Raw genomic sequence first — 11,999 nt, 5'->3', positions numbered from 1 at the left:
ATGGAACGGGTCCGGATCGAACGGCTCGGCCATCGGGGCGACGGTATCGCCGGGTCACTGCGCGTGCCCCGCGCGCTTCCCGGAGAGGAGATCGAGGGAGAGGCGACGGATGGTCGTATCGACCGCCCGCGAATCCTTGACCCCTCACCCCGCCGGGTAAAACCTGCCTGTCCGCATTACGCCGCCTGCGGGGGCTGCGCGCTCCTCCATGCCGATGACGCCTTCGTCGCGGAGTGGAAGGTGGAGGTGGTCCGTACCGCTCTCGCCGCGCGTGGCCTGCCCGCCCCGATCGCCGGGATCGCCACCTCTCCCGAGCGGAGCCGACGGCGCGCCACGCTCGCGGCACGCCGCACGAAGCAGGGCGCGCTCGCGGGATTCCATGCGCGCGCTTCCGACACGCTGACGCCCATTCCCGATTGCCGCGTGGTCGTGCCCGAGATCACCGCCGCGCTTCCCCATATCGAGGCGCTCGCCCGCCTCGGTGCGTCACGCAAGGCTGAGCTGTCCGTGGCGGTGACCGCCGGTCCCGCCGGGCTCGACCTCACGGTAACGAACGGCAAGCCCGTGGACGCAGCACTCGGGGAGGGTCTGACGGAGATTGCGCTCCGCGCCGATCTCGCCCGCCTCGTCTGGAAAGGAGAGCCGGTCTACGCGGCGCGTCCCCCCGTGCAATCCTTCGGCGACGCAACCATCGTTCCGCCGCCCGGCGCCTTCCTCCAGGCCACGAAAGCGGGAGAGGTCGCGCTCACCGCCGCCGTCGAGGCGGCGCTCTCGGGCGCGAGCCGGATCGTCGATCTCTTCGCGGGATGCGGCACTTTCGCCCTGCCGCTTTCGAGACATGCGGAGATCCATGCCGTGGAAGGGGATGCGGCCCTCCTCGTCGCGCTCGAAAAGAGCTGGCGTAACGCTGCAGGGCGCCATGCGCTCCGCACGGAACGGCGCGACCTCTTCCGCCGTCCGCTGCTCGCCGCAGAACTCGACCGCTTCGACGCCGCGGTCGTCGACCCGCCTCGCGCCGGCGCGGAGGCGCAGATGCGCGAGATCGCCGGATCTCGACTAAAGCGAATCGCTTCGGTGTCCTGCAACCCGGTCACGTTCGCACGTGATACCGAAATCCTCGTTCGAGCCGGCTTCCGGCTTAACGAAATCCGGGTCGTCGATCAGTTCCGCTGGTCCCCGCATGTCGAGATCGTGGCCTCTTTGACCCGCTGACCGCTTAGGGATCCGTTAAGCACGCAGGCTCTAGTTTCCGGGTGCCGTCGAATGCGGTATGTCGGGAGAAAAAAAGAGGCCGGGCAAAATGACGATCCTCAGGGCACTTCTCTGCGCGTTGGCGCTTCTCACGCTCGCGGGCTGCGCAACGAAGTTTCGCGGCTATGACGGGCCACAGGTGACGCGGGTCTTGCTCTTCAAGAACGACAGGCGTCTGCATCTCCTGCATGGCAACACGATCCTCGAAAGCTACGACGTGGGCCTCGGCTTTGCACCGGAAGGGCACAAGCAGTTCGAAGGGGACGGCCGCACGCCGGAAGGCCACTATTTCATCGACAAGCGCAATCCGAACAGCAGCTTCCACCTGTCGATCGGCATCTCTTACCCGAACCGCGTGGATGTTGCCCGCGCGACCGCGATGGGCAAGCGTCCGGGCGGCAACATCTTCATCCATGGACGCGGGCCCAGCTACCAGAAAGGCGCGCCGCGCGATTGGACGTTCGGATGCGTCGCGGTCACCGACCGGCAGATGGAAGACATCTACGCCATGGTATCCGACGGGACGCCCATCTCGATCTATCCCTGAGGCGGCTAGAAGGCGGAGGCGACCAGATCGCCGCCCGGACGACCGGTGACGAGCGTCCACCAGATCTTGCCGGACGGCTCCTGGAACCACGAGAAGCCCAGATCTTGCGCGCGGGGATCGAGCAGAATCTCCCGTGTGTCAGGATCCTCCATCCACGCTGCGAGGGTCTCGAGCTCCGTCTCGTAGGTCTCGGAGATGTTCTCGCCCAGCATCGCGCCGCCGTATCCTACTCGCCTGACCCGGTCGACCGGGGAGGATCCGTCGGATCCGAAATGCCAGGGCCGGTTCTGCAGGCTCATGTCGCGCGAATGGGTAGCCGCGGCCGCGGTCAGTTCGGCGTTGAGCGTCACGGGGCGCGCCCCGGCAGCATCACGAACCGCGTTCACCCCGTCGAGCATTCTGAGCTGGATCCGGTCGGTATCGCCCCGACCGATCTCGTAAAGCTGCGGGAGCGGGCGTCCGTCCGGGCCGAGAGCCGGTGGTGGCGGAGCGGCACAGGCCGCGAGGCCGATCCCGAGGGCAACGACCAGAGCCGTTTTTGCAAGCATCGCGACCTCCAATTGTGTTCGACCGGACCGTTACGCGCATAGACAAGGCGGTTCAAATGCTTCCGGTGGTGCGGAAAGGAATTTGACGCGACTTTGAATTGTCAGAACAGGTCTGTGGGACTAAACGAGGACGACCCCCGAGATCCAGTTGCACGAGGCGATCCAGATGCCCCACTCCCCGTCCGCCCGTCAGACCCGTCGCTTGTTCCTGGCGACCGCGGGTGCCGCCGCGCTCGCCACCCCTGCACTTGCACAGGGCGCGAATATCACGCGGCGCAACGCGTCGAGCTTCCGGGTTCTCGAATGGGAGCCGTATTTCGACTCCCTCCGGAACGGTGCGATCCTCGTCGATATTCCGTCGCGCGCGCTGCACTTCTGGAACGAGGACCAGACGGTCTACAAGCTATACCCAACCTCCGTGCCCCAGACCGACGATCTGACGCGCACGGGCCGGACAGAAGTGATCCGTAAGGTGGAAGGGCCAAGCTGGGCGCCCACACCGTCGATGAAGGAGCGCAATCCCGAATGGCCCGACTTCATCGGTCCGGGTCCCGACAATCCGCTCGGCACCCATGCGCTTTACCTCTCCTGGCAATACTACCGTATCCACGGGACGCAGGACACGCGCAAGATCGGGCGCCGCTCCTCGAACGGATGTATCGGGCTTTACAACGAGCATATCGCGGAGCTTTACGCGTTGACCGGTCCGGGAACGCAGGTGTTGCTTATTTGACAACTCTTCGGGGAGTCCGGTCGTTCACGCCCATCCAGGATTTTCAAGCCGCCCTCGATACCGGATAAACGGGATCGAGGTACAGTCTTGGGTGCCTGCTGCCGCCTCAAGTGAACTATGGCACCAGGCTAACTTGGAGATATGATATGAAGAAAATCGCACTTGCCGCCGCGCTTTCGGTTGCCGCTACCGGCGCATTCGCCGGTGGCATGGCTCCCGCCCCGATGCCTGCCCCCGCGCCGGCTCCGGTCATGGTCGAAGAATCCCCCAGCAGCTCTGGCGGCTTCGTGATCCCGCTCCTGCTTCTGGCCGTCGTGGCCGCGGTTGCAGCGACCGACTGAAGCCTTCGAGCCGGAAACGGCCTGAAGCGAGGCGGCTGCGTGGCAGCCGCCTTTTTCGTGTCCGCCCCTATTCGGGTGCGATCCACCCTTTCAGATTATCCTCGATGACGTTGGTGAGCGCCTCCAGATGGATGTCGTCATCGTTGAGGCAGGGAATATAGGTGAAGTGCTCGCCACCCGCGTGCTCGAAACTCTCGCGAATTTCCTCGTTGATCTCCTCGAGCGTCTCGATGCAATCGGCCGAAAAGGCGGGCGCGATCACCGCGATCCGCTTTACTCCCTGTTCGGCCAGCCGGGCGACCTCCTCGACGGTGTAGGGCTTCAGCCATTCTTCCGGCCCGAATCGGGACTGGAAGGTGGTCACGAGCCGGTCCTCCGGCCAGCCGAGTCGCTCGCGCAGGAGGCGTGAGGTCTTCTGGCACTGGCAGTGATAGGGATCGCCTTCCATCAGGTAGCGTTGCGGGACGCCGTGGTAGGAGCAGACGAGTTTCTCGGGGGGCGTGTCGAGCGTGCCCCAGGCCCGCTCCACCGATCGCGCGAGGGCGTCGATATAGTCCGGACGGTCGAAGTAGGCCGGTACGGTCCTAACCGCGGGCTGCCATTTCTCGGCCATCAGTGCGCGGAAGAACTGGTCGTTCGCCGTGGCGCTCGTTGCACCGGCATATTGCGGATAGAGCGGGAAGAAGAGGATCCGCTGGCAACCCGCCGCAATCATTTCCCGCACCTTCGATTTCGTCGAAGGATTGCCGTAGCGCATGCAGAAATCGACCCGCACGTCGTCGCCGAACCGTTCCGCCACACGGGCGCGAAGTCCCTCGGTCTGCGCACGGGTGATTGTTAGGAGCGGGCTCTCTCCCTTCTCCTCGTTCCAGATCGACTTGTAAGCCGCGCCGGAAGAGAACGGCCGCTTCGTCAGGATCACCGTCTGCAGCAAAGGCTGCCAGATCCAGGCGGAGTAATCGACGACACGCTTGTCGCTCAGGAACTCCCCCAGATAGCGCCGCATCGACCAGTAGTCGTAGCCGTCGGGCGTACCGAGATTGGCCACGAGGACGCCTACACGGGCGGGCGGGACCGGCGGATGGTTCGCGTCCGCATGGATCGGACGTGCGGCCCCTTCCGCCTCGAATATCGGCAACTCGCTTTCGGTCTTCGCATCCAGCATGATCTTGCCCGTTCCTTTCGCCGATGGCGCTGAGATAGCGATCTGACCTTGGCGGTCAATCACCCGAGCGGGTAGGCAGGGGCGTTTCCGACGTCCCGAGCGCATCGGCGAGCCGCGCGGAGGCGGAGCCGGGCCGGAGCGGTTTCTGCTGGCTCTCGTCCGGCGCCCAGCCAGAGAGATAGACGAGTTCGGCTGTCGCGCGGATCCGCCGAGGTTCCCCGTTCATTGGAAATTCAGCCGCATAGAGGCGCGCGGCCTCGGCGAAGAGCGCGCGTGGCGGCGGTCTTCGGTCGCGCGCGGCGAGCGCGTTGCCTTCCCCCATCGCGCGTAATTCTCGCATCAGCGCCGTGGCATCGGCATAACTTACCGTGAGAACGTCCGAATCCGCCACCGGCAGGGCGAAGCCCGCGCGCTGCAACAGCCCGCCCAGATCCCTAAGTTCGGGCAGCGGCGCGACACGGGGCGAAAGCCCGCCGGTTATCCGGGCTTCCGCCTGACCCAGCACGGCGCGCAGCTCCGCAAGGCTGCGTGCCCCGAAGCAGACCACGAGGCAGAGCCCGTCAGGCTTCAGCGCATGGCGGCACTGAACGAGTTGTCCCACCGGATCGTCCGCCCAGTGCAGCGCCATCGCGTGAATGACGAGGTCGTGTGCACCGGGCTCAAGATCGAGCACGTCTTTGTCTTCGACGATGCGGGCGGAGGGATGGCGCGCGGCCCAGAAATCGGGCTGCCCGGTCACGATCGCCGGAGCGGTAAAGCTCCTGTTAACTTCGTTCAGCCTTTCTTCCAGCTGATCGGCCGCGATCTCATGGAGGAACAGTGCCTCGCCGCGCGCCCGGGCGCGATGATGGCGAAGCGCGGATCGGTCGGTCAATTTGGGTGGGTGCGCCATGCCCGCCATCTAGTCGGGGGCCGTCATGTTGCAATCCGTCATCGACATCATCTACCCGCCGCAATGTCCGACCTGCGATACGGAAGTGGCGCGGGATGGCGGACTTTGCGGTGCCTGCTGGAGCGACACGCCGTTCATCCAGGGCCTCTGTTGCGAGAGCTGCGGTCTGCCGATCGAGGGGGACGAGGAAGAGGCGCCCATCCACTGCGACGATTGCCTCGTGTCTCCCCGCCCCTGGAGGCGCGGCCGTGCGGCGCTTGTCTACCGCGATCAGGCCCGTCGGATGGTGCTGTCGATCAAGCACGGCGACCGGCTGGACCTTGTCCGCGCGGCGGGGGAATGGATGACCGGGGCAGGGGCGGATCTTCTGGAGCGGGAGACCCTCTGCATTCCCATCCCCGTCCATTGGCGCAGGCTTTTCCGCCGCCGCTACAATCAGGCGGCTCTCCTCGCGATCGAGGTCGCGCGGCAGGCAGGCTGCGATGTCGCGACCCGCGCGCTGATCCGGCCCCGTGCGACGCTGGCCCAGAAGGATAAGAGCCCGGAGGCACGGCACGCCGAACTCGACGGGGCGCTCGCGCCTCATCCCCGTCACGGGCGGGTGATCGCCGGGCGCCGCGTGGTATTGATCGACGACGTGTTCACCTCGGGCGCAACGCTCGCCGCGGGGGCCGCAGCCTGTGCCGCGGCCGGTGCGGAACGGATCGACGTGCTGACACTGGCGCGAACCGCCCGCGGTGACTACCTCTGAGGCGAACCGAAGATTTCAGCGCGCAGACCGCGCGCATACGAGGAATGCCAGATGACCCAGATCGAGATCTATACCACGCCCCTTTGCGGGTTCTGCCACGCCGCGAAACGCCTTCTGAACGAGAAGGGCGCGGCCTTCGCCGAAACCGACGTGAGCCGCGATCCTGCGCTGCGGCAGGCGATGACGGAGCGGGCAGGTGGCCGTCGTACGGTACCGCAGATTTTCATCGACGGTACCCATGTCGGCGGGTTCGACGATCTCGCGGCACTGGAACGCGAAGGCAAGCTCGATCCCATGCTCGCCGACTGAACCGCTGTCGTCCGTCGCGGGGCGCCTTTGACCAAAGCGTCACGCATGGCTTCGGCGAGCGCTGGAAGGGAACCGGGTAAACAGGCCCGGACGCCCTGCGGCGCCAAGCCCAGTTCGCCCTGCCGCGGGCGAGGCTCGAAAGTCGTAGTCGAAGATCGACGCGGCGCTCATGTCTCCTTGCAGAAAATCTCGTAGAGCGCCGCCATCACGGCTTTCGTATCCGGGTCGGAGAGGCTGTAGTAGATCGACGTCCCATCGCGCCGCGTCGCGACGATTCCAGCCTCGCGTAGTCTGGCGAGATGCTGACTGAGCGCCGATTGGCTCAGATCGAGATTCCCGTGAAGCGCACCGACACTCTGTTCGCCTTCCGCAAGTCGGCACAGGATCATCAGCCGTTTCGGATTGGCCATGAGCGAAAGGCGCTCCGCGACAGCCACGGCCCTGGTTTCCAGCATTTCGGAGACGATCTCGCTCATATTAGGTATTTCTAATTTAGATTGTTATGATGTAAAGGATGGCGGGCGACTCGTGATTTTGGAGCTACGAGATGGATCTCCCGCCGACGCCCTTCACACCATTTCTGTCTTTGACAGGCGGCGCAATGATCGGACTGAGTGCCGTGCTCGTCATGCTCTTCCTCGGCCGCATCGCGGGAATATCCGGGATTACATGGGGGGCCATGACCGGTCCTCTATCGGAACGGGGCTGGCGTGCGGCCTTCCTTCTTGGTCTCCTGGCCGCCCCGCTTCTCGTTCTGGCGCTGACGGGGACCGCGCCTGAGCAGACGGTGCCGAGTTCGATGCCGGGAATGATTGTCGCTGGTCTCCTCGTCGGCTTCGGGGCGCGCCTTGGCTCAGGATGTACCTCCGGGCACGGGGTCTGCGGCCTGGCCCGGCTTTCCCCGAGATCGCTGGTCGCGGTGCTGACATTCATGGCGACGGCGATCCTTACGGTCTTCGTCCTGAGGCACCTCCCATGACTCTAGCTGGTGGAGGATTGCGTCTCACCGCGGGATTTGCCGCAGGTCTGCTTTTCGGGGTCGGGCTCATCCTGTCGGGAATGTCCGATCCGGCGAAGGTCCTCAGTTTCCTCGATCTGGCGGGCAACTGGGATCCATCGCTGGCCTTCGTGATGGCGGGCGCGGCCGTCGTCTCCTTCGTCGGGTACCGTTTCTCTTGGCGGCGGACGCGGCCTGTCCTCTTCGATAAGTTCGAACTCCCGACGGCACGTTCGATCGACCGGCCGCTCGTTGTGGGTGCCGCGCTTTTCGGGATCGGTTGGGGGATCGGCGGCTATTGCCCGGGCCCCGCCTGGTCCGCTCTCGGACTTGGTGATCCGGGAACTCTGGTTTTCATGCCTGCTCTCATGCTGGGGTTTTGGGCGGCAGGTCTCATGCGGCCACGCGGCTGACGCGGCGCGGGAGGTTGATCGCTTTCAACCGGACGGGACGAGGCGCTCATCCCACGTCCGGGCCGGCGGCGAAGGCCGCGAGGAACAGCGCCTTGACCTCATCCATCTGGCCACCGAGACAGACCTCGATCGCAGGCACCGTCCCCATAGCTTCGGGCCGTGTACGCCCAGCCTCCACGCCATTCTCAACCACATGGATCTGGATGGGACGCGTTTCGAAGAGATCGGGACGATGGCAGGCGATGACCGCCGCCGGATCGTGCAGCCCGCAGCCCGGCTGTCCGATCTCGCGGTAGAAGTCGAGGTAGTGGACGGACGCATCACGAAGGAACCCCCCGTGTTCTGGGTCCGCCACGGCGAGCGCTGCGAAATCTTCCGCGTTGCAAAGTACCTGCATCGTTACGTCGAGCCCGACCATCGTCACCGACGCGCCGGAGGCCAACACCTCCGTCAGGGCATGCGGATCGTGATAGATGTTGGCTTCCGCATGGGGTGTGATGTTGCCCGGCACATGCGCGGCGCCCCCCATGAAGACGATCTTGCGGACGTTCCGCACGAAATCCGGATCGCGCCTGATCGCCTCCGCCACGTTCGTTATCGGCCCGATCGCGCAGATCGTCATCTCGCCCCGGTGATCCCGTGCCATCCTGCAAAGAAAATCCGCCGCCGTCTCGCGAAGGGCCTCACGCTGGGGATTTAGCGCGGGAACGGCCCCGAACCCTTCGGCGCCATGCACGCGTGAAGACGGAACGAAGTCGCGGACGAGCGGGGCCGCAGCTCCTTCGGCGACAGGGATATCGAGTCCGGCCATCTCCGCCAGACGCAGCGCGTTGCGCGTTGCGATGTGGATAGGCACGTTGCCGAAGACCGTGGTGAGCCCGAGAAGGTCGATTTCGGGCGTCCGGGCCGCGTAGAGGATCGCCATCGCGTCGTCGACGCCGGGATCGGTATCGATGATCATCTTCATCGGCATATCGTTCATTGCGTCACCTCCCGCGCGTCCTAGGCTTGCCGCGTTCCCGGATCGCATATCGACCCGATCCTGCCGACCGCACCCCGCACCGGTTTGAGGGCGCGATCGCAAGACATGTCATCAGACGATACACCTCATAGACGGCCGCCAATCGTTGTCAAAACAAGTCGGCGCGGCATATACAGCTTGTGATTCTGCACGACGCTACGCGCATCGGCCTCTGTTACGTGGACGAACAAGAAAAACATTGCGTTGGAACGTCTCGTAGAGATCGGCTTTCGCATGTCGCAGCTTCAATCTCAATCCAGAGTTGCGAGCTGTACGCCTTGCGCGACCCCTCAGGGCCTCATCCCGCTGATTTCACGCTCGTGGTGACGTAGTTCACCGAAAGATCGCGTTCGGAGAGCGACCATCGCCAGCTTATCGGGTTGAAGACGAAGCCTGTGCGATCCACCACCCCGAGACCGGTGCGCCCGATCATGGCGGACAGTTCGTCGGGGGTGATGAACCGATCCCAGTCATGCGTTCCCTTCGGCAGCCAGCGCATCACCCATTCCGCCCCGAAGATCGCGAGCGCGAAGCTCTTGGTCGTGCGGTTGATCGTGGAGCAGACCATCAGACCCCCGGGCTTCAGGAGTTCCGCGCAGGCGTCGAGGTAGCTCTGCGGATCGGCGACGTGCTCGACCACTTCCATGTTGAGCACGACGTCGAACCGCTCTCCGTCACGGGCGAGGTCCTCCGCCGTGGTGTGGCGGTAGTCAATCTCGAGCCCTTGCTCGCGGGCATGGATCTCCGCCACGGGGATGTTCCGCTCCGCCGCGTCCGCCCCCGTGACCGCCGCGCCGCGCCGCGCCATAGGCTCGGCAAGCAGCCCGCCCCCGCAGCCGATATCGAGGATCGTGAGACCCTCGAATGGCCTGTCGTCCCGGAGGTCGCGGCCGAATTCCGCGGCGACTTGCGCGCCGATGTAGTCGAGCCGGCACGGATTTAGCATGTGCAGCGGCTTGAATTTGCCCTGCGGGTCCCACCATTCGGCGGCCATCGCGGAGAATTTGTCGATCTCGGCGGGGTCGATCGTCGTGGCGGACATCGCAAACCTCATTTTCGCGCGTGGCCCCATGGCGGGGATCGGTCGCGGCTTATATAGATCGACCATGGATAAGGCGTCAGGTCAAAACGGCGCGGCGGCGCTGCTCTATCCCCGGATCGACCCGTTCGATCAGAGGATGCTTGCGGCGGGCGACGGGCATCGCATCTACGTGGAGCAATGCGGCAATCCCGATGGCGTTCCCGTCATCGTGCTGCATGGCGGGCCGGGGGGCGGGTGCTCGCCCTCGATGCGCCGCTACTTCGATCCCGCGCATTACCGGATCGTGCTTTTCGACCAGCGCGGCTGCGGGCGGTCGCGGCCCCATGCGAGCGTCGAGGCGAACACGACCTGGCATCTCGTGGCCGATATCGAGCTTATCAGGGAAACGCTCGGCATCGATGAGTGGATCGTCTTCGGCGGATCCTGGGGTGCGACGCTGTCGCTCGTCTATGCGGAGGAACACCCCGAACGGACCCGCGCCATCGTGCTGCGCGGGGTTTTCCTGATGATGCAGTCGGAGCTCGACTGGTTCTATGCGGGCGGCGCCGGGCGGTTCTGGCCGGATATGTGGCAGCGCTTCGTCGCGCCCATCCCGGAAGAGGAGCGCGGCGATCTGATCGCGGCCTATCACCGACGGCTCTTCTCGGGCGACATGATGTCGGAGACGCGCCACGCGCGGATCTGGGCGTCGTGGGAGAACACGCTTGCGAGCATCGAAAGCGACGGACCGGGAGGGGATTCCCCAGCCGATTACGCGCGCGCTTTCGCCCGGCTGGAGAATCATTATTTCACGAATGGCGGCTTTCTCGAAAGCGACAGCCATATCCTCGACCGGGTCGACCGGATCCGGGACATTCCCGGACACATCGTGCAGGGCCGTTACGACATGATCTGCCCGCCGATCTCCGCACACCGGCTGCACAAGGCCTGGCCATCGTCGCGGATGCATTTCGTCCCCCGGGCGGGCCATGCCTTGTCGGAGCCGGGGATCAGTGCGGCCCTCGTACAGATCATGGACGCGATGCGATAGGCTCGGCGACGCCCTTCGCTCACCTATCCCCCTTTTCGCGTCGCAAGAGGACATGACGACCTTCGGGATCGAGGAGCGGGAGAACGGCTCCTACTGGGTACAGGGCCTAAAATCCGACGCGGCGCTGCCGGGCCATGGAGAAGTACGTCCTCTGCCGCTGTGGTCTGTCGGGAACAAGCCGTACTGCGACGGATTGCATAGCGATGTCGGCTGAACCGACGATAGCAGGTGATCGGGCCTTGCGAAGCGCGGGGCAAATCCGTATATCGCAATAAAGCGGCGCGTCGGGGTCCACACCCGTCGCCCACCGGGAAATACAGAACGGGCCGCTGGCCCGTTTTTTTGTGCGCGAGGCATCCATGTCCGATCTCATCGCCAAGGCCAGCATCGACCGCCGTCTGGCGGAAGTCGTCACCCCCGTGATCGAGGGGATGGGCTACGAACTCGTGCGCGTGCGTTATCAAGGCGGCAAGACGCCGACCGTGCAGATCATGGCCGACCGCCCCGATGGCGGGATCGAGGTCGACGAATGCGGCGAGATCTCGACCGCGATCTCGGCCCATCTCGACGTCGAGGACCCGATCGAGGACGCCTACACGCTGGAGGTTTCCTCCCCCGGCATCGATCGCCCGCTCACGCGGCTGAAGGACTTCGACCGCTGGCAGGGCTACGTCGCCAAGATCGAGACGACGGAAATGATCGACGGCCGTCGGCGCTTCAAGGGCAACCTCGCGGGTGTTCTGGACGGCGAGGTGCTGATCGAGATCGACGCGGGCACGATCGGGCTGCAATTCGACTGGCTGTCGGACGCGAAGCTCGTCCTGACCGACGACCTGATCCGCGACGTTTTGAAGTCCCGCAAGGATGCCGGGCGGATCGACGAGACCCAATTCGACGAGATCGAGACCATCATCGACAGCGAAGACGACGCGCGTCTTCCCGATCAGAAGGACTGAGAG

Annotated in this window: 16 protein-coding genes; 10 read left to right on the top strand and 6 right to left on the bottom strand. The window is 64.9% G+C overall.

Translation table 11 applies throughout. The features are described 5' to 3' along the window. Together LX81_RS03145 and LX81_RS03140 are read left to right on the top strand one after the other, a co-directional pair. Positions 1 to 1,212, top strand: a complete 1,212-nt coding sequence (locus LX81_RS03145) for a class I SAM-dependent RNA methyltransferase (RefSeq protein WP_111535833.1) — start codon at positions 1 to 3, stop codon at positions 1,210 to 1,212. An 88-nt stretch (positions 1,213 to 1,300) separates the two neighbouring features. Then, positions 1,301 to 1,798 carry a L,D-transpeptidase family protein gene (locus LX81_RS03140; RefSeq protein WP_111535832.1) on the top strand — a complete coding sequence of 166 codons (498 nt, stop codon included), beginning with the start codon at positions 1,301 to 1,303 and terminating at the stop codon, positions 1,796 to 1,798. A 5-nt stretch (positions 1,799 to 1,803) separates the two neighbouring features. Here the strand turns inward: LX81_RS03140 and dalA are convergent, their stop codons facing one another. Next, positions 1,804 to 2,346 (bottom strand): divisome-associated lipoprotein DalA, encoded by a 543-nt coding sequence (gene dalA / locus LX81_RS03135; RefSeq protein WP_111535831.1) that lies wholly within the window; start codon positions 2,344 to 2,346, stop codon positions 1,804 to 1,806. A 166-nt stretch (positions 2,347 to 2,512) separates the two neighbouring features. On the opposite strand from dalA, the gene LX81_RS03130 reads away from it, so the two are divergent. Both LX81_RS03130 and LX81_RS03125 read left to right on the top strand, forming a co-directional pair. Then, entirely contained in the window at positions 2,513 to 3,079 is a 567-nt protein-coding gene (locus tag LX81_RS03130; protein ID WP_111536021.1) for a L,D-transpeptidase, read from the top strand. Positions 3,080 to 3,225: 146 nt separating this feature from the next. Then, positions 3,226 to 3,420: a hypothetical protein gene (locus LX81_RS03125; protein ID WP_111535830.1), complete on the top strand. Its 195-nt coding sequence runs from the start codon at positions 3,226 to 3,228 to the stop codon at positions 3,418 to 3,420. A 67-nt stretch (positions 3,421 to 3,487) separates the two neighbouring features. Here the strand turns inward: LX81_RS03125 and hemH are convergent, their stop codons facing one another. Together hemH and LX81_RS03115 are read right to left on the bottom strand one after the other, a co-directional pair. Next, on the bottom strand, positions 3,488 to 4,585 hold the full coding sequence (gene hemH, locus LX81_RS03120) for a ferrochelatase (RefSeq protein ID WP_111535829.1): 1,098 nt from the start codon (positions 4,583 to 4,585) through the stop codon (positions 3,488 to 3,490). Positions 4,586 to 4,640: 55 nt separating this feature from the next. Beyond that, positions 4,641 to 5,477, bottom strand: coding sequence for a methyltransferase domain-containing protein (locus LX81_RS03115; RefSeq protein ID WP_111536020.1), 837 nt, complete (start codon positions 5,475 to 5,477; stop codon positions 4,641 to 4,643). A 25-nt stretch (positions 5,478 to 5,502) separates the two neighbouring features. Between LX81_RS03115 and LX81_RS03110 the strand changes: the two genes are divergently transcribed. Together LX81_RS03110 and grxC are read left to right on the top strand one after the other, a co-directional pair. Next, positions 5,503 to 6,228 (top strand): double zinc ribbon domain-containing protein, encoded by a 726-nt coding sequence (locus LX81_RS03110; RefSeq protein ID WP_111535828.1) that lies wholly within the window; start codon positions 5,503 to 5,505, stop codon positions 6,226 to 6,228. Between the two features lie 51 nt (positions 6,229 to 6,279). Beyond that, a complete protein-coding gene (gene grxC / locus LX81_RS03105; protein WP_111535827.1) occupies positions 6,280 to 6,537 on the top strand; it encodes a glutaredoxin 3 in 258 nt (85 codons plus the stop codon). A 167-nt stretch (positions 6,538 to 6,704) separates the two neighbouring features. On the opposite strand, the gene LX81_RS03100 is transcribed toward grxC, so the two are convergent. Next, entirely contained in the window at positions 6,705 to 7,013 is a 309-nt protein-coding gene (locus LX81_RS03100; protein ID WP_211322698.1) for an ArsR/SmtB family transcription factor, read from the bottom strand. A 71-nt stretch (positions 7,014 to 7,084) separates the two neighbouring features. Here LX81_RS03100 and LX81_RS03095 point away from each other — a divergent pair, with 71 nt between their 5' ends. Continuing rightward, the gene (locus tag LX81_RS03095; protein WP_111535826.1) at positions 7,085 to 7,516 is read left to right on the top strand and encodes a YeeE/YedE family protein; all 432 of its coding nucleotides are present in this window, start codon (positions 7,085 to 7,087) and stop codon (positions 7,514 to 7,516) included. Continuing rightward, a complete protein-coding gene (locus LX81_RS03090; RefSeq protein WP_111535825.1) occupies positions 7,513 to 7,947 on the top strand; it encodes a DUF6691 family protein in 435 nt (144 codons plus the stop codon). The genes LX81_RS03095 and LX81_RS03090 overlap by 4 nt, the downstream gene beginning before the upstream one ends. 46 nt (positions 7,948 to 7,993) lie before the next feature. Here LX81_RS03090 and LX81_RS03085 read toward each other — a convergent pair whose 3' ends face one another. Further along, positions 7,994 to 8,920 carry a nucleoside hydrolase gene (locus tag LX81_RS03085; protein WP_373280265.1) on the bottom strand — a complete coding sequence of 309 codons (927 nt, stop codon included), beginning with the start codon at positions 8,918 to 8,920 and terminating at the stop codon, positions 7,994 to 7,996. A 346-nt stretch (positions 8,921 to 9,266) separates the two neighbouring features. Further along, positions 9,267 to 10,010 carry a bifunctional 2-polyprenyl-6-hydroxyphenol methylase/3-demethylubiquinol 3-O-methyltransferase UbiG gene (gene ubiG, locus LX81_RS03080; RefSeq protein WP_111535824.1) on the bottom strand — a complete coding sequence of 248 codons (744 nt, stop codon included), beginning with the start codon at positions 10,008 to 10,010 and terminating at the stop codon, positions 9,267 to 9,269. Between the two features lie 64 nt (positions 10,011 to 10,074). Between ubiG and pip the strand changes: the two genes are divergently transcribed. Then, positions 10,075 to 11,040 carry a prolyl aminopeptidase gene (pip, locus tag LX81_RS03075; RefSeq protein WP_111535823.1) on the top strand — a complete coding sequence of 322 codons (966 nt, stop codon included), beginning with the start codon at positions 10,075 to 10,077 and terminating at the stop codon, positions 11,038 to 11,040. Positions 11,041 to 11,399: 359 nt separating this feature from the next. Next, complete coding sequence (gene rimP / locus LX81_RS03070) at positions 11,400 to 11,996, top strand: ribosome maturation factor RimP (RefSeq protein WP_111535822.1); 597 nt, start codon at positions 11,400 to 11,402, stop codon at positions 11,994 to 11,996. Positions 11,997 to 11,999 lie beyond the last annotated feature (3 nt).

Origin of the sequence: Palleronia aestuarii (genome assembly GCF_003253995.1) — a bacterium.
Taxonomy (GTDB): domain Bacteria; phylum Pseudomonadota; class Alphaproteobacteria; order Rhodobacterales; family Rhodobacteraceae; genus Palleronia; species Palleronia aestuarii.
The sequence above is the reverse complement of the archived record's forward strand: the minus strand, read 5'-3'. Positions and strand labels throughout refer to the sequence as shown.